Genomic DNA, 19,049 nt, shown 5'->3' with positions numbered 1-19,049 from the left:
TGTTCAAAAATAGGGTGGAAGGGCTTGCAATGGTTGCTGTGATGCTTAATAATCCCATCACTCTTTGAGGCAAGCCTCTTAGAAAACGAATCTATGGGGGCCTGGTCCTCCCGCAACAATAGCTCGTGAACTCGGTCAGGCCTGGAAGGGAGCAGCCGCAGCGAGTGACTTGTGTGCCGGGATGTGGCTGGGTTCCCACCCCTTAAAAAAGCCGCTCTTTATGAGCGGCTTTTTGCTATCTGCTTGCCTTTTTCTTGTTCAAGAACGTTTCGTTTTTCTCAATTCGCAGGCAGAACAACGGCAGGTGCTTCTTCCTCTGAATCTTCTTTGTCTTCTATTTGATCAGCAACCCAATCAATTGTCTTTGTTAAATAGAGCTTGTTGGTTTCGGTATCACACCAACTCTTTGATAATCCTCTTCGATTAAATTCACTGCCAATGGCAGCGAGTGTCTGGTTACTTGAACGCCCATAATACAAGGTATCGCACAGTTGTAGGTTCGACATGGATTGAGGATACGTATTTACTGAAGAGGAGTTCATGCTCAGTGCTTTGGATTGATTATGAGTGCACCCAGTTAGGCTCAGGAAAAAGAAAAGGAATAGTATGTTTTTCATTGTGTATCAGGTCGGTTGCCGATGATTTGAAGACAGTATCGGCTTGTATGATTAAATTATTGTCAATTTCTCGCTAACTCGTTACATACCAAGACGTTCCTCCCAGTTTGAAAGCGCTATAAAGCTAACGATAGAAACAGTATTAACCTTCAAAAGCGCAATTTTGTACAAAAGCTCAAAGAGCCTATAGAGTAGACTGATAAGTCGCTCGATAATTAACAGGCTTGGGAATTGTTATGGAGAACAAGAAACGCTCTAAAGAAAAGGCAGAATATAAGATCACGGAAGAGCTCGGTGGCCTTGAAATTCTTAATGCTGAATACGAAAAGCAGAACTTTTCACGCCATAGCCACGAGGGTTATACACTTGGGGTTATTGAGCAGGGCGCTCAGCGTTTTTATCGAACGGGCGGACATCATATTGCACCTCAAGATGCGATTATTCTGGTCAACGCTGATGAAGTTCATAGCGGACACTCTGCCACTGAAGGCGGTTGGGCATATCGAGCGATGTATCCACTCCCAGACCAACTTGCCAAGATCACTCAAGAGCTAAACCTACCGAATTACGGTGCGCCTTACTTTCCAAGAGCGGTTGTAGAAGACCCTGAGCTTGCCAATCAATTGAGGTTGCTCTTCAACACGATTGATGAATCCGATAATCGCTTGTTAAGAGAAACCTTGATGTATGGGATGTTGGTGAAGTTGATTAGCCGACACGGTAAATCTCCGCTGAATCCTCAACTCGATGGAAAAACTCAGCGACAGCTTGTTTTGGTGAAGGAGTTCTTAGACGATTTTCCGCAAGCCGATGTGTCCCTAGAAGAACTATCTAAACTTGCGGCTTTGAGCCCGTTTCACTTAGTGCGTTCTTTTCAGAAAGAGTTCGGCCTTCCACCTCACGCGTATCAGATTCAATCTCGGTTAAGGCTTTCGCGTAAGTTATTGAAACAAGGGCATACCATTTCAGATACTGCTCAAGAGTGTGGCTTTCACGACCAAAGTCACTTCCATCGACACTTCAAAAAGGCCAATGGCTACACGCCGGGACAGTACATCAAGATGCTTTGAGCGTAGGCGAAAAATACGGTCGCTTAATCGAGCAAGTTTATACAATCGAACCGACTCAACTCTTTTTACATTGAATAGCCAATGTGAAGAGAGCAAAGAATGATATGGACAGTGAAAAAATGGATAGACGAACACAGTTATGGAAGGGAGTTTTAGCGGGAATGCCGTTGAGCATTGCGGTTATCCCTTGGGGAATTCTAGCCGGATCTTATGCGATAGACGCCGGATTGAATCAGCTTCAAGCGCAAGCCATGTCAGCGATTCTATTTGCGGGATCAGCGCAACTTGTCGCCGCGGGTATGTTCAAAGCGGGTATCGGTTTAGGCACCATGTTGCTGACCACATTGTTCATCACTTCTAGGCACTTTTTATATAGCGTTTCGATGCGTGACAAAATCAGTCATCTTCCTGCGCGTTGGCGTCTATTACTTGGATTTTGGCTCACTGACGAGCTATTTGCGATTTGTAGTGGGCAGTCTCAGCAAGAGTTTAATCGTTGGTACGCTGCAGGTGTGGGCGGTGGTTTTTATCTTGTTTGGAATATCGCGAGCTTCGTTGGCATTGTCGCGGGAAGCCAAATTCCTTCGCTTAATGAGATTGGGCTCGACTTCGCGGTTGCAGCAACCTTTATCGCTTTGGTGTTCCCATTAATCCGAACTCTGCCCGTCGTCTTGTGTGTGGTTGTTTCACTGATCACTTCGGTCGCCATGTCGGTTAACAATATTGAGGGTGGATTAATGATTGCAGCCATTGCCGGTATGTTAGCAGGCTTTTTCAGCGAATCATTCCAAGAGCGAAACAACGGTAACAAGACAATCGTGGAGGGTAAATAGAGATGATTTGGCTAACGATATTACTCATGACTGCGATTGTTTTCTTTAGTCGGTATCTGTTTCTTGAACCTGCAATTCCGCTTCGACTCAATCAAACTGCAAGGCGCCTATTACGCTATTCAAGCCCAGCAGTGCTGACTGCGATTTGGGGGCCAATTGTATTTGCTCCTGAACAAATGTTTTGGCCAAGCCTTGAAAACCCATATTTGATAGGCGCTCTTGTGACCGGATTGTTGACATGGAAAACAGGCAATGTGCTACTTACGATCGGCGTCAGCATGGCGGTGTTTTTGTTCTACAACCTTGTCGCTGTTGATTACCTATTTAACTGATAGACCTTGCAACGTATAGCGTGGTGGCATCTAATGGGGCTATTCACTGTTTGTGTATTTAGGTTTTGGTAAGGAGTTAATTTGGCTAAGAAATATTATGTGGTTTGGAAAGGTCGCATACCGGGTATTTTTACCACTTGGAACGAGTGTAAAGCGCAGGTCGATGGCTTTGCTGGCGCGAGATACAAATCGTTTCCAACACTCGGTGAGGCTGAGTCTGCTTTCGGCGGTAAAGCTATGGTCACGTCTAGCACAGCGAAATCAAGTTCTGCGGGGAAGGCGACTAAAGCAAAGGTACCGCCTCTTTCGGAGCAGCAAATCACGGATATGCCTTTTGATATCAAGATCTTTACCGATGGTGCATGTGAGCCAAACCCTGGCGAAGCTGGGACGGGTTTAGCGGTTTACCAAAAAAATCAATTAACAGAATTGTGGTATGGCTTGTATCAGCCTGTTGGTACCAACAATACCGCCGAGTTACATGGCCTTAAGCAAGCGTTTTTGCTCGCGAAAGAGAAGCTGAACGCGGGCCTGTCTGTTGCGATTTATTGTGACTCTAAATACTCGATAGATTGCATCACTAAGTGGGCAACAGGTTGGGAGAAAAAGGGTTGGACTAAGTCGGGTGGCGAGATCAAAAACCTCGATATTATTAAACCTGCGTATGCACTCTACCAAGAACTAGCTTCAAAAATTACCATCTACCATGTTAACGGTCACGTTGGCATTGAAGGTAACGAATTGGCCGATAGAATGTCGATTGTCGCTATTTCATCGAAAGAGCAACAACTCGCTCAATATCGTGACATCGAAGATATTGAGTCTATTTTGGCACTGCGAGCGGGCTAGTCAGGTTTCTTAAAGCAAAACTAATAAAAGTTACCTAAAGCCTAAGGCTCACTACTGGGCAGTGCTACTTGAGCGTTACATCTCAAATTGATGTAGCGCTCTTTGGTTTTCATGGCTCTTAGTTGCTCTTGCAGTGCTAAGTTGTCTTTGAGGTGCTTAGATGCCTGAGTTAGTCCTTATTGAGCTGGATTCTCTATCCAGCGAGATAATTGCTGAGCTTGTTTTATCGAGTTAAAACTGTCTTTCACCCTCTGGCGTGCTTTCAACCCCATCGATGTTTTATCACGGCTACTCAACTGCGCAAAACGTTCAATCGCACCTCTTAATTCTTCCACGTTTTTTTCGCTAACGACAAACCCTGTGTCTGGTGAAACGATCTCTTTGCACCCCATGATATTGGTGGTAATGACGGGTGTTCCCACTGCCATCGCTTCTTTTAAAACCAATGGCCCAGTATCGACACATCCGGTTTCGGAAAAGCAGAATGGCGCAATTAGGCTGTCATAGTTCGATAGTTTCTGTTTCACCCACTCATGGGGTTTGGCGCCAAGAAAGGTCACGTTTCGAGTGAGCCCTTGCTCTTTTACCTGCGATTTCAATTGTTGTTCTAAATCGCCAGTGCCGATGATATCAAGGTGAATGTCGAGAGGTTCTGCAATCGGCGCTAATGCGTCTATAAGGTGATGAATGCCTTTTTGCTCGACTAATCGACCTAGAAAAACAAAGCGAAGTTGCTTCGATTCGGTTTTTGGGTTGAGTTGGAACTGTTGGGTATTCACTCCGCAGTGTAGAAGCTTGATGTTTCCTTTCGCCATGGTATTGAAGTCAGCGAGCATGTCTTTGCATACGGCAACTACAAAATCACTCGATGAAATCTTATGTTCAATATCATAAGCAAACTCGTAAACATCATGACCGTGAGCAACGAACGAACAGGTGATATTCAGCAGTTTTGCCGCGACGATGGCGTGCGCTGTCGTGTGCTGACAGAAATGCGCGTGAACGTGTTCGACGTCGTTTTCCGCGAGTTGCAGTGCGAGTTTAAACCCATAAGCAAATAGCGACTTTTTGGGCATGCTGGTTTGCTTAGAGATAAATGAGACAGCCTTGATGAATCCCAACCAGTTAATGTTGGAGACCTTACCCATTCGAACATCTTTGCCTATTTCTACAATGTCGTAGTCAAACTGTTTGTCGCAGTTTTCAATTTTGAACGTCATTACGCAAACGTCATGCCCACATGCTTTCACAGAGTCGACTTCCGTTTGGATGAAGGTCTCACTGAGTACAGGATAGGTTGGCGCTACAAATGCTACTTTCTTCATTCCTTATTCCTCAAATCCATGTGATTAAAGCTATTAAGCCAAGGTAATAACCAATAAAGCAAGATACGAACCAAGATCAAATCGTAGCTTTGGCGGGGCTTTCGACGGTTTTTTGAAGCTTTCTCTTTAGAAGTCGACCGTTTTCTCAAATTGATAATCAAATTGGAATTGTAAGTTCCACGGTGGGTTGTGTTTTATCACCATTTTGAGAATCAGTACGTAGGTGATTGATCTATAAGTGGCTTAATAACGAGGCACTCTCGGCATAGAACATGCAACGTCAACCATATAACGTATATAATTGAGGGCGTCATCATGGCTAAAGTAAGTGTTGTTATTCCTACCTACAATTGTTTGGATTACCTGCCGAAGGCAATTGGCAGCGTACTTAAACAGACTCATCAAGATGTTGAGCTCATCGTAATTGATGACAACAGTAATGATGGAACGTCGACGTATCTCGCATCGATAGACGATGAACGCATTGTGACTATATCCACATTGGGCGTTGGTGCTCCTCAAGCGAGAAACCTCGGCATAGAAAAAGCGTCGGGTGAATACATCGCTTTCTTAGACGCGGACGACCTCTGGTTTCCAGAAAAAATCGAGCGTCAACTTGAGTTTCATCAACGTTTTCCTGACCTTGCGATGAGCTTTACTAACTACGAGCATCTCACTGAAGATTACCAAGTAATAGTCGATTGCTTTAGTTACTGGTCGCAGTTTCAAGATCAAGATGATCTGTTCATCAATATCGAGAACCCGCTGGAGTTCATCATTGAAAATAATGTGATTGGCACATCGACGGTCATGGTGAAAGCGGATGTCTTTTCTCAAACAGACAGCTTCAATGCTGATATCAAGTATGGCGAAGATTGGGAGCTGTGGCTTCGAATGAGTGAAAACCATCAGATTGGCGTATTGAACTCTGTGCAGGTTGGCTACTTGATGAGAGCGAGCTCTGTTACCCAAACTGAAAGTCTTAAACTGAGAAATTTGCAGTCTGTTGAGACCATTCTTCAACATTACCAAAATGACAGTCAACGATGGAATCTGCCGACTTCAAGTTTCAAAATCGCAAAGGCGAGAATACTTGAGGGCTACGCTGATTATTATCGAGGCTTACAAAAAAACCGATTGGCCATCTCATACAGTATTCGCTCGTTAGTTTTGGCTCCGCAAAAACGAACGCTAAAGCACCTTCTTGGAGACTGTAAGAGTTTCCTAATGCCTGCATTGTAAGGAATAGGTGTCTGCTATGGGGTCACTAAAACAGTCCGCCTATTACGCTATCGGCATTGTGATGATGAAAGGGATATCACTCGTGATGATCCCCTATATCACTCATAAGATGTCGCTATCAGAATACGGCTCCTTAGAAGCCATCGTCTTGTTGGCTGACATTGGGACAATCCTTTTTAGTTTTGGGATTGTTGAAGCCATGTATCGATATGTTGGCATTGCTGAAGGTGAAGAAAAGAAGAAGCTTATCTCGAACTGTTTCACATTGAGTGTGTTGGTGTGTGTGCTCGGCGGGAGCTTAATTGCGCTTAGTATGCCGCTATTGTTGCTGATGTTGCCTGTTGAGTTCCAACCTTATCAAATCCTACTACTGCTGATACCAACCATGCTCGACGGTGCGATTTCTATCCCGCTAACGCTGATGCGAATGAATGCGATGGCCAAACGTTTTTGTATGCTCAATGTAATGAAGGCGACTGTTCAAGCTGCAATGACATTTATTCTGCTTGAAGCAGGTTACGGCATCGATGGTGTACTCATATCTTCCGCTGTTTCTAGTGTGTTGTTGATGATGTGTTTACTGCGTTATCAATGGCAGGAGATGGGTTCATTTGGCAGCCTCAAATACTCCGTTAAGATTCTAAAATTTGGATTACCCACCTTAGTTGGTGGTGCCTCGATCTACATGATCACCGGGCTAGATCGTTGGGTGATGGCAAGCTTTGTCGGCGTTGAAGAGTTGGCTATCTATGCGGTCAGTGGCAAGTTTGCATTGCTTCTCGGCTTGCTACTGCAGCCTTATGCTCTGTGGTGGTTTCCAAATCGGGTGGCCATGCTGCAACAACCTGATGGAAAGAAAGAGTGTGCGGATAGAGCGTTAGTCGGTGTGAACCTAGCCATTGTGTTGGGGTGCTTGATGATCCTCACCGTACCCGGGTTTATTGTTTTGATTTTGCCAAGCAGTTATCAGTATGCAGGTACTATCGTGGTAGCACTCTTGGCGATTGGTGTGATTAAGAGCGCAGGAGATTACCTGAACCTTGGCTGTTTCAGCGGTGATTCCAGCCAATCACAGATGTGGATACAAGGCGGGTGTGCAATTTTAGCTGCGATTGGCTATTTTGTTGTGACACCTATCTATGGAGTATGGGGCGTTGTGTTGGTGCTTTGTGGCACTTATGCCATGAGATTATCACTACTCTATATCGTGAGCCAAAAGATGGAGTATTTACCTTACGACCACCGAAAATGGGTGGCAGCGGTGAGTATCGCGATACTGGCCATCACTTGTGACCGAATTCTTGGCTTAGTGCTGGTTAATGTTCATGATTTTGTTTTAGGCAGCTTTGTGGCGATAGTGACGCTGGTGGCCTTCGTTCGATACTCTGTAATCCCTGTACCACAGGCGCTGCTTGATAAATTTATGTTGGGTAAGCAGTCACATGTGAGTTGAGTTCGCGTTATCCAAAGACAAAGAGAGGAATTCGCAGCTAGAAACATCATTATTTGTGATAATAAAACACTGTTCATAACGGTTCGGATTAGATAGTATTTATAAATTCAGTGAATGCTAACTATGGAACGATATATGAAAAAGTGGATGCTGCTCCTTTCTCTGTTTTCAGCTGCCTCGTACAGCTCCTCTGATTTTTCAAGCGAGGGCATTGCCGCTCCCGATCTCAATTCACAGGATTTCAAGCCGCCTGAAGTTTCTCGACAGGAACAAAATAATATCGTTTGTGAAAGCGTGGTCTGCAATTCAACATCTGTGCGTCAACCAGTCCCTGTTGTTGGTGAAGTGCCTGACAGAGAGCCGAATAAAACCATCGAAACGCTTGCCAGTGCTATTTACATCGTGGGTGAAATTGGCGTTGCGGAAAATTTGTCTACGCCAGAATATGAGAAATTTTTTGAGAATTAGTTGAAAGGACACAACAGTAAGATTGGTACTGGTTTTAATAGCTGCTATAAAAGGTCATATCTCATTTGATGATACGATAACCTTTGCATGTTGAGACTAGGAAGTACCAATGGAAATATGGAAGTTACTGCTGTTTATCCCGGCTTGTTTTGCACTCAACATGACTCCGGGCCCAAACAATTTGTTGTCAATGAACAACGCCCGTTGTTACGGATTTCAAGCTGCCTTTGTCGCTGGCCTAGGGCGAATCCTCGCTTTTTCTGGCATGATTGCTTTGGCTGCATCTGGCTTGGCTGTCGTGCTTTATACTTCTGAAACTCTGTTCTTCCTTATCAAGTTATTTGGTGCGATGTATCTGTTGTGGATCGCGTTTAACCTGTGGCGCTCACAAGCTAGCCCAGTCGTGGAAATCGAACGAAATAAGAATTGGGTTGGCCTTGTTAAACAAGAGTTCGCGCTTGCGGCTGGTAATCCAAAAGCGATTCTCATTTTTACTGCATTCCTTCCTCAATTTGTTGATGTTTCTGCGAACCTAAATACTCAATTCTTTGCTTTAGGCAGCACGTTCCTTGTGTTAGAAATGCTCGCGATTTCTATTTATGCGGCATTTGGCTTATATCTACGAAATTGGTTTTCAAAACCTCAGATGGCCAAGCGCTTCAATAAAGCGTGTTCAGTCTTTCTTGCCTTGTCTGGGGCGAATTTGTTGGTTAGTCGACAGTAGGGCTCTTCTGTAGTCTAAGTTGTAGTTAATCTATAAAGGTCTATCTATGAATATTGTCTGTGCGGAAAAACAGGAACTGGCTGAAATTTACCAGCTTGAACATGCTTTGTTTGGTGACCATGCCTATCCGCAATTTTTCATTCGTCAGGCATTTGATTGCTGGGGAAAAGGCTTATTAGTTGCTAAGCAAGACTCAAAGATTTCGGGCTATGCCTTGATGACAACCACGGACAAGCAGAATGAGTTTTGGGTCTTATCATTGGCGGTAGACCCGAACTATCGTGGTATGGGAATTGGCCGGAAACTGATGCGACAGGCGGTTGAGCAGCTGCCCCGAGACGCTAAGCTTTTGCTCACTGTAGACCCAAATAACACATCTGCTTGCGCGCTTTACGCGTCGATGGGATTTTCTACGATTAAACAAGAAGAAAACTATTTTGGTGATGATGAGCCGAGATTAGTGATGCAACTCATCATCTAGTTCTTTCTCAAAACCAGCTATTTGGGTGCTGTCAGTTAAGTCAACATCACGATACCGTGCATCAACACCACGCTAGACGTTAATCGAGTCCTCATATCAAAGTAGCCATCGGGGCCTTGGCTCTGATTCTCTTCTCTCATCGACCTTTCTGCTCGCCAAACCGCAATGTAGCCAATGATAAGAAGGAGAGTGGTGAGAAACTCTTGCTGTTCACCGAGCACCACCGCTAACCACGCTGCTAACACAATAATATTGCTGAGAATCAGCGCCTTGTTGCTTGTTTGGCTTTCGAAGTTCTCTATCCCGTTTCCCCATAATATCCCTGAAAGAAAACTCAAGATAACCGCACTGTAAGTGATGAACAGCGTTTCTCCACTCAATCCTATTAATTGGCTGTTGGTCAGAGATAGAAGCAGGCCGAATAGGAAAGGGACTAAGCCCATGTACCCCAGTTTGGCCATGGTGTTGCGAGTTTGAGTCGTCGCCATGTGAGCCGCCTTCATAGCTGTTGCTCTATCGCGTTTTTGAGCGTAGCGCTCATTGGTGATGTCGAGCTAGGGAAGGTTGCGATTACGTTGCCTTCTTTACTGATTAAGAATTTGTAGAAGTTCCACTTAGGTGTAACGCCTGCTTGTTGCTGTATCTCTGTAAACACAGGATTGGCGTTGCTGCCTGATAGGGAAGCTCGCGCCATCATTGGGAAGGTTACACCGTAGTCGAGATAGCAGACTTTGGCCGATTTCTCTTCGCTTCCTCTGTCTTGGCGAAAATCGTTACTGGGAAAGCCGATCACTGTGAAGCCTTGGTCTTTGTATGTCTGATGAAGCTGTTCGAGTTGTTCAAATTGCGGAGTGAAGCCACATTGGCTTGCGGTGTTTACCACTAATAAGGTTTTGCCTTGAAACTCATCACACAAGGCAATTTCTTCGGTTGAATTTAACAAGCGTTGTTTGCCATTAAGTATCTCGGGACAACTCGCTGCAAAAGCGATGGAGCTCGTTAGGCTGGTAACCAATAAGGTTGAGCAAAGTAGTGAACATTTCATGAGTTTGGCTCATTTTAGTGGGCGTTATGGTTATTACTCTTGAGCTCCATGAAATGATCACTTTGCTGATTATTTCATGTTGCTCTTGCTAGCGAATTTGTCATCTGCGATGAGGTAAGGAGCAACTAAACGGCTGATATTCACTTTCGCACCAAGACGAGCGGCGAGTAGATACATACCACCAATTTTTCGGTGCAGGAACAGCGCATCGGCTGGCGGTGTATGCCAATACTCTTGTTCCATGCTGAGTATGGTGCCTGCTTCACGAAGTCTTTGTGCCAAACCACTCGCTTTGAAGTCGTATTCTTCGTCAACCAACATCGGTTCACAGGCCATTTTGACGAGGTTTAGAATCGCTTGGCGTTGATCGGGAAGAATCGTCTCGCTAAAGAATCCAATCTGCTCTAAAGCTTGGTTCAGCCCTTGCTCATCGCGATTAATCACAGAGGTAAAGGCTAAGCGGTAGCCCTCGCTGAAGCGGTCACTGTATTCACGGGTTGCTCCGAAATCTAACAAACCAATTTGTCGGGTGTTTTCAACATAAAGGTAGTTGGCGAAATTAGGATCGGTTTGCACCATCTTAAAATCAAATAACTCTCGGAACAGAAGCTCTAGCAGGCTGTGCATCACAAAGTTGCGGGTACCTTGGTCGTATTTTTCTATTTGCTCTATGGATACGCCTTCAATGAAGTCCATGGCGAGCACCGATTCTGAAGAGACTTGAGGATGAATTTTGGGTACGACGAAGTGAGAGTGTTCTTTTAACGCGTCATGATAACGAGTGGCGTAGTCAGCCTCGCGAGCATAGTCTGCTTCATCGTGGAGCTGTTTCTTCGCTTCTTCTAACAAACCTTTGTAGTCGACCGATTTTGGTATCAAGCCAACAATGTTGAGCAGTGTGCCGACGTTGTCCACATCGCTGTCGATACTTTTCCGAATACCTGGGTATTGGACTTTGACGGCCAGTTTGTCTCCCGCATCGCTGTAAGCTTGGTGGACTTGGCCGATAGATGCACTGGCAATCGGTTTAAAGTTGAAGGAAAGAAATTCGGTTTTCCAATGAATACCAAGCGAGCTCTCTAAAACTTGATTGAGCTGTTTGGTTGGCAATGGATCGGCATCGGAGCGTAGGCGAGAAAGAATGTCGGCTAACTCAGGCTCTAAGACATCACCCGCATCCATTGATAGCATTTGCCCTAGCTTCATTGCCGCACCGCGCAGATGCGCCAGTTGATCGGTTAGGCGAGCAATATTTTGTGGTGTTAACAATAAGTCTTTTGCTTTGGGCCTATTGCCTTGTGCAATCTGCTTGGTGCCTTCCGTTATCACATTACCCGCGACTCTTGTTGCCAGCGAGGCAAACTTACTGAATCTAGAAAGTCGATGAGTGGGAAGGTTTCTCTCTTTTGCCGACATAAAGGTTCTCTCTGGGAATCAGGGTTGATACCAATCGTAGTAAATCACTGTTCACCCTAGCTTGTTAAAAAACTCGATAACGTCGTTAGATTTTTTGATTGTAGAATAACTACTTATCGAAAAAATCCGCCTTGTTCTCAAGCTTTTTTCCTGCGCTATTTTTGAACACTTACTTACTGTTATTGGTATGACCACAAAGTTCTATAAATCGTTACACAACCTTGTGTCTTGTTGTGATAACTTGTCGCGTGAAACAGTAAACAGAATTAAAAGGAAAAAGCATGAAGTTTATTTGGTTGAAAGTCGCCGTCACAGTATTGGTGTTTGCCGCACTCTTTGGCGTCGTTTACTACAAAGTCGCCAGTGGCATGTCTTAATTCCGATGTTATTTAGTACGGCTATTTAGTACAGCTGTTTCCGTTACAACGTGATTTTCCGGTTAGCCAGAACGAAACTTTATATCGATTCTTGGCAAACCGTAGATAACACCAGTCTGCCATTGGCTTGAATATCGCCCAACGCAACGGAGCATAGAGCCAACCTTTTCCTACTAACTTCCACGCTTGGTAAGTTACGTCTAAACCGAGCAACAGTTTTCCGTTTTCGTCCAGTGCATGCAAAATCGTGTTCGCCGCTTCCGCATCTATTTGAGGGTAGTTTGAAAACGCTTCACTGTAGATATCGACAGTCTGAATTTGGTTTTTGGTGTCAGACTTGGTCAGCGCTGTCATCTCTTTTGCACAAAGTGGACAGGTCCCGTCGTAGAATATCGTTAATACAGTCATTGTTTTTCTTACTCTTTTCGTCAATTCCAATTGATACGACATCACCATTTAGGTGGATCATTCTGCCCAGTTATCCGACACTGTTATGGAGACAACGAATTTACAGTATCATCTCGAGGTAATATCCGTTCCATGCATTTAAAAAAGAAGAGCCTATCTCCAATGACAATAAAGTTAATGAATCGTTTCATTATAGCTATGACTGCCCTGATGCTAAGCGGTTGTGTTAGCTATAGCATCACCGAGCAAGAAATGACGAAATACCTTGAAGATTCAGTGATGCTCGAGCAAGAGGTTGGTGTACAGAGTGTGATGTACGCACAAGTGGCAGTGGATGATCTGGAAGTTCAAATTGGTCGAGCCGATGAACAACGCGTGTCCGTGTTAGCGAACACCAATGCAAAAGTTCAGGTGTTCAATATGCCTAATATGGGGTTGGACCTAGACTTGGAGTTCAGTGCGATTCCTGAATATGATAAAGAAAGTGGTGAGGTGTACTTAAAGTCTCTGCGTCTAGAGCGCTTTGAGGAGAAGGGCAAACAGCTTTCTCCTGAAATAGAGACGCTACTCAAACCGGCAGTATCTATGATCGGTTTTGCTTTGTCTCAGTCTCCAGTGTACAAACTCGACAGCAACAAGGTTCAAGAGTCGTTGATTAAGTCATCGGAACCGAATCTGGTGATTAGAGATAACAAGTTGGTGATTGAACTGTTCGATTAACCCTACATGAGTTAGTTTTGACTAAGCTCTCACGCATAATGGCTACCTACTGGGTGGCCATTTTTTATTTTCAGGCGAGAAAAGCTCCTAGTCTTCTTCTAGAAATTTGTCATTAAAAAGCCATTTAAAATTATTTCCTGTTTTTTGAAATTATCGCTTTACCTCAAGTTAATTTGAGGTTTTATCATCATCCCGAATCCAAAAACATCAGGCATCTCTTGTCATTTTTAAAGAAATGTTTCTAACCGAATATCGAGGATAAATAATGAAAGTATTAGCGATTGGCGCGACCAACAGTAAAGCATCAATTAACCAACAATTGGCTGCGTACACCGCAAGCTTAGCTGAGAGCGCTCAAGTCGAGGTGCTCGACCTCAATGATTTCGAGATGCCCATTTACAGTGAAGACAGAGAAAAAGAGTTTGGTGTTCATCCACATGCTCAGCGTTTCTTTGAAAAGATCGGAGAATCAGACGCGATAGTTATCTCTTTTGCTGAACACAACGGTTCATACACAGCAGCTTTCAAGAATGTGTTCGATTGGGCATCGCGAGTCGACATGAAAGTGTACCAAGGTAAACCTGTGGTTATGCTTTCCACATCACCAGGCCCTGGTGGCGCAAGTTCGGTGTTGTCGTCTGCGGTAAATTCGGCACCTTACTTTGATGCTGATGTGAAGGGTTCAATGTCAGTACCGAGTTTCTATGACAACTTTAATGTCGAGACGGGAGAAATGACCGATGTTGAAATGGCAAAGAACCTGAAATCAATCATGAGCAATATTTAGACATCGAATGAGATTTTGATTCAACAGAGCCGTTTTGTTCATGACTGCTTTTTGTTGAATCATCTAACAAAGTAAAAGTCGCCGTTGGTGAAGGCTGGTATAGCTCGCTATTATCAAGTTAAAGTAAACTTTAGATATTTGCGATATCAAGGATCGTGTAGCAATGAGAAACATCGTATACTTCACCATAGGCCAGTTGGCAGAGCGCAGTGGCGTTGCTCCGTCTGCGTTGCGCTTCTACGAAACCAAGGGGTTAATAGCCTCTATCCGAACTAACGGCAATCAGCGTCGTTATCAATCTGCGATGCTGCGTCGAATTGCGTTGATACAAGTCGCTCAGTCCATAGGGTTCACTCTGGAAGAGATCACTGAAGAGTTATCGACGCTACCGATGAACCACACCGCAACCAAGCGAGATTGGGAGCGAGTAGCGAAGAAGTGGCAAGGCCAACTCGATAGCAAGATGGCTCAAATACGTTCGCTACAAGAAAATCTAACAGGTTGTATTGGTTGTGGTTGTTTGAGTATGCAAAAGTGCCATCTGTTGAACCCAGAAGATATTCTGCATGACCAAGGGCAGGGTGCTCAGCGTATTGTTGAGTAGCATTTTTGCTTTAAGTTGAGCTTACTAGGCTCAAGTTTTAGGTTCTGGTTTATATCTGTGTCAAATCATCGAAGCCTATGCATTCAATATGGTTGTCTGCAAGCCACTGTTTCAATGTCGGGCTGGTTAAGAGCGCGTGTTCTTCCACTCTCTTTTCGTGGTAGCCAGACAACGACTTTAGCTCGTCACTAGCGGCTAATGAAGGGTGGCACATCAATTCGATTATGCCGTTTGGCGTAGTGCTTTGGTGGCTTAGCAGTACATTTTGTAAATCAGTTAATGAAATCCCGCCATCAAAAAAACGCATATCGAAAGCGTCAGGAGTTGGCACTGACAGCAGATCTTGGCCGCTCAGAATATTGTCTATACGCCTTACTGGTAGGCCGATGTCGTTTACCGTTCGAGTAAATGCCGCTTTTAATGCCTTATAGACACCACCAAAGTGATGACTATCGATATGGTTGATCTTTAGACCCGCAGAAAGCGCAGCTTGATACTGAGCGTTAAGCTCAAGCTCTACTTCTTTTTCAACCACATCACTCTTGTCAAAAAGGGTGGCTTTGTCCAAAAAATCACCGTGTTCGTCTACCAAGCTTGAAACCAGCTCTGGTGGCGTCAGTGGCTTTCCTGAAGTAACGGTAAAGTGCAAACCCACTTCCGGCACTAAACCTTGGTGGTAGAGCTCGACGGCGTGTTGTGTGCCGGGTTGGTTCATCATGATGGTGGTCGACTTCACGATGCCCGCTTTGAAGCAGTCGACGATGCCGTGGTTAACACTTTCTGTAAGACCGAAATCATCGGCATTGAATATTAATTTCATCGCGACCTCATATTATAATTTTGGATATCAATGACTTGAATTCGCTCAGCTTTCACTGAGCTACTCCCAAGGTTATTATTCAGTTTGTGCGAGATGGTGAGCGAACACAGACATGAAGTCTAAGTTCTCGCTGATCGTTTCTTGTAGAGCCTCTTCGATATGCGAACCACTATCGACGATAGGGTTTAAGATTAGAGCGCGCTTTGCTATCGCGATGTCTCCTGTCATGGCTGCTTGAACGGTCAGGGTTTCAAACTCTTTCATCTGTTGAATCAAGCGCAGCGTATCGCTGTCAAAAGGCTCAACGTTCAGTGGCAGGATCGCACTGTTGGTGATCACTGAACTTACTTCTACCGCGCAATCGTCGGGTAATCCTTGAATTGCCCCATTATTGCGAGTATTGACGTGCATGATAGAGCGTTTGTTATTGTGAATACTGCTCATTAGCTCACAGGCCGCTTCAGAGTAATAAGCGCCGCCTCTTTCTTCTAGTAATTGAGGTTTAGTATCGAGTGTTGGATCTTTGTAGATCTCTAATAACTGTTGCTCAACTTTCGCGACTAAGTCTGCGCGGTTGGCGCTGTTTTCAGACGCGGCAAACTCTTTGTCTAGAATGTCTCGCGACTGGTAGTAATAACGTAGGTAAGCACAAGGAATGATGTTCAGAGAACGAATCAGTTCTGCGTCCCACTCATAAGGAGGGATGTTCTTGGGCATCATTTGGTCGTTGCCACCAAGGAGCTGTTCAATCACTTCTTGGAGCTTGTCTTCACCGTTATGAAGTACCTTACGAGCCCATACAAGGTGATTTAAACCAGCGATTTGCATGGTGATGTCTTCCCGTTCAGCGTTAAGCATTTTGGCTGCTCCACGTTCCATATTCACCGGGATATTACACAAACCGACCGTTTTGATGGTTGAGTGTTTAATCAAGGCTTCAGTCACCATACCTGATGGGTTGGTGAAGTTGAGTAACCATGCATTTGGGCAGAGTGCTTCCATCTCTTTCGCGATTTTTAAAGCAATGGGTATGGTTCGGCAAGCGTTAGAGAAGCCGCCCAAGCCATTCGTTTCTTGGCCTATCATTCGGTACTTTAATGCAATTCGCTCGTCACGAATCCTTGCTTCTAATTTTCCTGCTCGAAATTGTGAGCAGACAAAGTCGGCGTCTTTTAAAGCTGCTTTTCTGTCGGTGGTAAGGTGAACATTAATTTCACAGCCAGCCTTTTTAATCATGCGTTCAGTGAGCGCCGATATGATCTCTGCTTTCTCCATACCTTCTTCGATATCAACCAACCACAGATCAGAAATGGGTAATTCGTGATGGCGTTTGATTAAGCCCTCTATGAGCTCTGGTGTGTAACTTGAGCCACCACCAATCACGGTTACTTTGAGTTTTTGATTCTGTTCCATGTTGTTCACCATTTGATATTGTAGATTACGTGATTTAATTTATATGATGGCCATATATATCTACAAACCAGTTATGATGAGTTATGAATTAGTGAGGTTAATCCATGAGCTTGTTTGAAAATCGTCAACAAACACTGTCACTGCTGCATACCTTTAGTGTTGCAGCCAAACATCTGAGTTTCACATTAGCTGCTAATGAACTTTTTTTAACTCAGGGAGGGGTGAGTCATCGCATCAAAAAGTTAGAACAACAGCTGAAGTTCAACCTTTTTGTGCGTAAGACCAGAAAACTAGAACTAACGCCAGAGGGTCAGCGGGTGCTATCCATGTTGAATGTCTCGTTTGAGTCTATTTTTTCTGAGTTAATGGATATTCAAACTGGGGAATTGAGTGGGGAGTTGTACATCGCGACGTCACCTTATTTCGCGTCTTCTTGGTTGATGCCGCGTTTACCTGAATTTAGAAAGCTATACCCGAATTTAAGTATCAAACTGCAAACGAAACAGAATCAGTCAGACTTTCAGTTTGAACCTTATGATGTGGCAATTTTTTATAGCGAAGGTCATTACCCTAATCATTACAGTGAACGGCTGTTTAATGGTTTAAGAGCGCCAGTGTGCAGCCCCGAATACGCAAAAAAGTTCTGCTTGAAAGAGGGTTTACACACTTTAGATCGAATTCAGTTTATTCATAGTGGTGATGTTACGGCGTGGCAGCGTTGGTTGAGTGAGACCCAAAGTGATGTTGATTGCACAGTGCAATGTGACTATTACAGTGATAACCGTTTAGCGATGGACGCCGCGATGTTATCAATGGGGGTAGCACTCGGTCGGCTCGAATTTATGCAGCCACAGATTGAACAAGGCTTGTTGGTTACGCCTTTTATGAGCATTGAATCAGGTAAAGGGTATGACTTAGTGTGCCCGAAAGGGATGGAGCAACGAACTAAGTTTCAAGTGTTTGCTCAATGGGTTAAGGAGCAGTTGTGACCGAATAGCATGCCTAGACAAATATGAATTATAGGTCTAGTTTAGGTGGTTCTTTCAATAAAAGAAGAGGTTAGTTATGTTTAGCCATGTTTTTCTCGGTACCGAAAATATTGAACGCGCAAAGACTTTTTATGATCCCATCATGAAGGTGCTTGGTTACAACGAGGGTTCTATTGATCCTAAAGGGCGCTGTGTTTACGTTAGCCAAACGGGTGTGTTGGGTTTAACCAAGCCGATTGATGGTCAGCCTGCGACTCACGGTAATGGTATGACGATCGGCTTTCTAGCATCTTCACCTGAAATTGTGGATGAGTGGCATCGTATTGGCGTCGAAAATGGCGGTACCAGCATTGAAAACGGCCCTGGAGCGAGAGGCTCTGACGAGCGTCGCTTGTACATGGCTTATTTGCGAGATCCTGATGGGAACAAGATCTGTGCAACTCACTTTATGCCATAGTGGAGTATACTTAGGTCATGTCAATGGTTCAGAGTGAGTTTATAGCTGCTCTGAATCCACCCGTTATTTACAGGCTGATTATTGCAAAGGACTTGCTAGATGAAACCGAACGAACTGTTTTATGAAAGCTTTGAGCGCTGCCGAATCGACCAAGTATTCTTGGAGAGCTTTCTGGCGGATTTTTGCGAGCATAATCCAAGGTTTTCAGAGCGTTTTGAAAAGATAGGGTTAGAACAACAAACTAAGATGCTCAAGGCTTCAATCATCCTCATCTATAACTCCTCTGGGTTACCGAGTGTGCGCAATTCCGTAAAGCGATTGGGGAAGCAGCACAAAGATTTAGGGCTGGATATTTCCGAAATTGAGCTAAACGAATGGTTTAATTCGCTACTCAATACGGTTAAAAAATATGACCCGCACTACAATGAGCAAGTAGAGAAAGCTTGGACCGAAACTCTTGAAGCAGGCTTAACTATCATGAAGAATGAGTGCGTTATCTGACTGAAAAATTGAATAAAATAAGGTTCATCGCGGCTTTTCGGGGAAAGCCGCGATGAACCATAAAAAAGCCCTAACGATGAATCTTCGCTAGAGCTTCATTTAGATTGAATTAGAGAGC

At 44.4% G+C, this 19,049-nt stretch carries 23 protein-coding genes and 1 other RNA gene; 16 read left to right on the top strand and 8 right to left on the bottom strand.

The window, feature by feature from the left end:
* The first annotated feature begins 99 nt into the window (after positions 1 to 99).
* An RNA gene (gene ffs, locus BCT34_RS19525) (signal recognition particle sRNA small type) lies at positions 100 to 196 on the top strand.
* A gap of 82 nt (positions 197 to 278) precedes the next feature.
* On the opposite strand, the gene BCT34_RS19520 is transcribed toward ffs, so the two are convergent.
* Positions 279 to 617: a hypothetical protein gene (locus BCT34_RS19520; RefSeq protein ID WP_083702856.1), complete on the bottom strand. Its 339-nt coding sequence runs from the start codon at positions 615 to 617 to the stop codon at positions 279 to 281.
* Between the two features lie 236 nt (positions 618 to 853).
* Between BCT34_RS19520 and BCT34_RS19515 the strand changes: the two genes are divergently transcribed.
* From BCT34_RS19515 to BCT34_RS19500, 4 genes are all read left to right on the top strand, one after another.
* The gene (locus BCT34_RS19515; protein WP_076656518.1) at positions 854 to 1,687 is read left to right on the top strand and encodes an AraC family transcriptional regulator; all 834 of its coding nucleotides are present in this window, start codon (positions 854 to 856) and stop codon (positions 1,685 to 1,687) included.
* A 104-nt stretch (positions 1,688 to 1,791) separates the two neighbouring features.
* Positions 1,792 to 2,520: an AzlC family ABC transporter permease gene (locus tag BCT34_RS19510; RefSeq protein WP_076656521.1), complete on the top strand. Its 729-nt coding sequence runs from the start codon at positions 1,792 to 1,794 to the stop codon at positions 2,518 to 2,520.
* 2 nt (positions 2,521 to 2,522) lie between these two features.
* On the top strand, positions 2,523 to 2,852 hold the full coding sequence (locus tag BCT34_RS19505) for an AzlD domain-containing protein (RefSeq protein ID WP_076656524.1): 330 nt from the start codon (positions 2,523 to 2,525) through the stop codon (positions 2,850 to 2,852).
* 81 nt (positions 2,853 to 2,933) lie between these two features.
* Complete coding sequence (locus tag BCT34_RS19500; protein WP_076656527.1) at positions 2,934 to 3,701, top strand: ribonuclease H family protein; 768 nt, start codon at positions 2,934 to 2,936, stop codon at positions 3,699 to 3,701.
* A gap of 176 nt (positions 3,702 to 3,877) precedes the next feature.
* On the opposite strand, the gene BCT34_RS19495 is transcribed toward BCT34_RS19500, so the two are convergent.
* The gene (locus BCT34_RS19495; RefSeq protein ID WP_076656530.1) at positions 3,878 to 5,026 is read right to left on the bottom strand and encodes a glycosyltransferase family 4 protein; all 1,149 of its coding nucleotides are present in this window, start codon (positions 5,024 to 5,026) and stop codon (positions 3,878 to 3,880) included.
* Between the two features lie 315 nt (positions 5,027 to 5,341).
* On the opposite strand from BCT34_RS19495, the gene BCT34_RS19490 reads away from it, so the two are divergent.
* The 5 genes from BCT34_RS19490 to BCT34_RS19470 all read left to right on the top strand — a co-directional run bounded on the left by BCT34_RS19490 (position 5,342) and on the right by BCT34_RS19470 (position 9,394).
* Positions 5,342 to 6,268 (top strand): glycosyltransferase family 2 protein, encoded by a 927-nt coding sequence (locus BCT34_RS19490; RefSeq protein WP_076656533.1) that lies wholly within the window; start codon positions 5,342 to 5,344, stop codon positions 6,266 to 6,268.
* A gap of 16 nt (positions 6,269 to 6,284) precedes the next feature.
* A complete protein-coding gene (locus BCT34_RS19485) occupies positions 6,285 to 7,721 on the top strand; it encodes a lipopolysaccharide biosynthesis protein (protein WP_076656536.1) in 1,437 nt (478 codons plus the stop codon).
* A gap of 135 nt (positions 7,722 to 7,856) precedes the next feature.
* Complete coding sequence (locus BCT34_RS19480; protein WP_076656538.1) at positions 7,857 to 8,189, top strand: hypothetical protein; 333 nt, start codon at positions 7,857 to 7,859, stop codon at positions 8,187 to 8,189.
* 109 nt (positions 8,190 to 8,298) lie between these two features.
* Positions 8,299 to 8,913 (top strand): LysE family translocator, encoded by a 615-nt coding sequence (locus BCT34_RS19475; RefSeq protein ID WP_076656541.1) that lies wholly within the window; start codon positions 8,299 to 8,301, stop codon positions 8,911 to 8,913.
* A gap of 46 nt (positions 8,914 to 8,959) precedes the next feature.
* Entirely contained in the window at positions 8,960 to 9,394 is a 435-nt protein-coding gene (locus BCT34_RS19470) for an N-acetyltransferase (protein ID WP_076656544.1), read from the top strand.
* 35 nt (positions 9,395 to 9,429) lie between these two features.
* On the opposite strand, the gene BCT34_RS19465 is transcribed toward BCT34_RS19470, so the two are convergent.
* The 4 genes from BCT34_RS19465 to BCT34_RS19450 all read right to left on the bottom strand — a co-directional run bounded on the left by BCT34_RS19465 (position 9,430) and on the right by BCT34_RS19450 (position 12,640).
* Positions 9,430 to 9,897 (bottom strand): DUF3429 domain-containing protein, encoded by a 468-nt coding sequence (locus BCT34_RS19465; protein ID WP_076656547.1) that lies wholly within the window; start codon positions 9,895 to 9,897, stop codon positions 9,430 to 9,432.
* Positions 9,894 to 10,439, bottom strand: a complete 546-nt coding sequence (locus BCT34_RS19460) for a glutathione peroxidase (RefSeq protein ID WP_076656549.1) — start codon at positions 10,437 to 10,439, stop codon at positions 9,894 to 9,896. Before BCT34_RS19460 ends, BCT34_RS19465 begins: the two co-directional genes overlap by 4 nt.
* A gap of 69 nt (positions 10,440 to 10,508) precedes the next feature.
* The gene (locus BCT34_RS19455; RefSeq protein WP_076656552.1) at positions 10,509 to 11,855 is read right to left on the bottom strand and encodes an AarF/ABC1/UbiB kinase family protein; all 1,347 of its coding nucleotides are present in this window, start codon (positions 11,853 to 11,855) and stop codon (positions 10,509 to 10,511) included.
* A gap of 398 nt (positions 11,856 to 12,253) precedes the next feature.
* On the bottom strand, positions 12,254 to 12,640 hold the full coding sequence (locus BCT34_RS19450; RefSeq protein ID WP_076656555.1) for a DUF393 domain-containing protein: 387 nt from the start codon (positions 12,638 to 12,640) through the stop codon (positions 12,254 to 12,256).
* A 162-nt stretch (positions 12,641 to 12,802) separates the two neighbouring features.
* Between BCT34_RS19450 and BCT34_RS19445 the strand changes: the two genes are divergently transcribed.
* The 3 genes from BCT34_RS19445 to soxR all read left to right on the top strand — a co-directional run bounded on the left by BCT34_RS19445 (position 12,803) and on the right by soxR (position 14,751).
* Positions 12,803 to 13,360 (top strand): DUF1439 domain-containing protein, encoded by a 558-nt coding sequence (locus tag BCT34_RS19445; protein WP_076656557.1) that lies wholly within the window; start codon positions 12,803 to 12,805, stop codon positions 13,358 to 13,360.
* Between the two features lie 265 nt (positions 13,361 to 13,625).
* Positions 13,626 to 14,147, top strand: coding sequence for an NAD(P)H-dependent oxidoreductase (locus BCT34_RS19440; RefSeq protein ID WP_076656560.1), 522 nt, complete (start codon positions 13,626 to 13,628; stop codon positions 14,145 to 14,147).
* A gap of 163 nt (positions 14,148 to 14,310) precedes the next feature.
* Complete coding sequence (gene soxR, locus BCT34_RS19435; protein WP_076656563.1) at positions 14,311 to 14,751, top strand: redox-sensitive transcriptional activator SoxR; 441 nt, start codon at positions 14,311 to 14,313, stop codon at positions 14,749 to 14,751.
* A 49-nt stretch (positions 14,752 to 14,800) separates the two neighbouring features.
* Here soxR and BCT34_RS19430 read toward each other — a convergent pair whose 3' ends face one another.
* Positions 14,801 to 15,571 (bottom strand): carbohydrate deacetylase, encoded by a 771-nt coding sequence (locus BCT34_RS19430; RefSeq protein WP_076656566.1) that lies wholly within the window; start codon positions 15,569 to 15,571, stop codon positions 14,801 to 14,803.
* A 75-nt stretch (positions 15,572 to 15,646) separates the two neighbouring features.
* The gene (locus BCT34_RS19425; RefSeq protein WP_076656569.1) at positions 15,647 to 16,984 is read right to left on the bottom strand and encodes a 6-phospho-beta-glucosidase; all 1,338 of its coding nucleotides are present in this window, start codon (positions 16,982 to 16,984) and stop codon (positions 15,647 to 15,649) included.
* Positions 16,985 to 17,088: 104 nt separating this feature from the next.
* Here BCT34_RS19425 and BCT34_RS19420 point away from each other — a divergent pair, with 104 nt between their 5' ends.
* The 3 genes from BCT34_RS19420 (at position 17,089) to BCT34_RS19410 (ending at position 18,931) form a co-directional block, all read left to right on the top strand.
* On the top strand, positions 17,089 to 17,973 hold the full coding sequence (locus BCT34_RS19420) for a LysR substrate-binding domain-containing protein (RefSeq protein WP_076656571.1): 885 nt from the start codon (positions 17,089 to 17,091) through the stop codon (positions 17,971 to 17,973).
* A 76-nt stretch (positions 17,974 to 18,049) separates the two neighbouring features.
* The gene (locus tag BCT34_RS19415; protein WP_076656574.1) at positions 18,050 to 18,430 is read left to right on the top strand and encodes a VOC family protein; all 381 of its coding nucleotides are present in this window, start codon (positions 18,050 to 18,052) and stop codon (positions 18,428 to 18,430) included.
* 99 nt (positions 18,431 to 18,529) lie between these two features.
* On the top strand, positions 18,530 to 18,931 hold the full coding sequence (locus BCT34_RS19410) for a globin (RefSeq protein ID WP_076656577.1): 402 nt from the start codon (positions 18,530 to 18,532) through the stop codon (positions 18,929 to 18,931).
* Positions 18,932 to 19,049 lie beyond the last annotated feature (118 nt).

The organism is Vibrio sp. 10N.261.45.E2, from assembly GCF_002875705.1.
Classification (GTDB): domain Bacteria; phylum Pseudomonadota; class Gammaproteobacteria; order Enterobacterales; family Vibrionaceae; genus Vibrio.
Note: the sequence above shows the minus strand (reverse complement) of the source record. Positions and strands in the feature narration are given on the sequence as shown.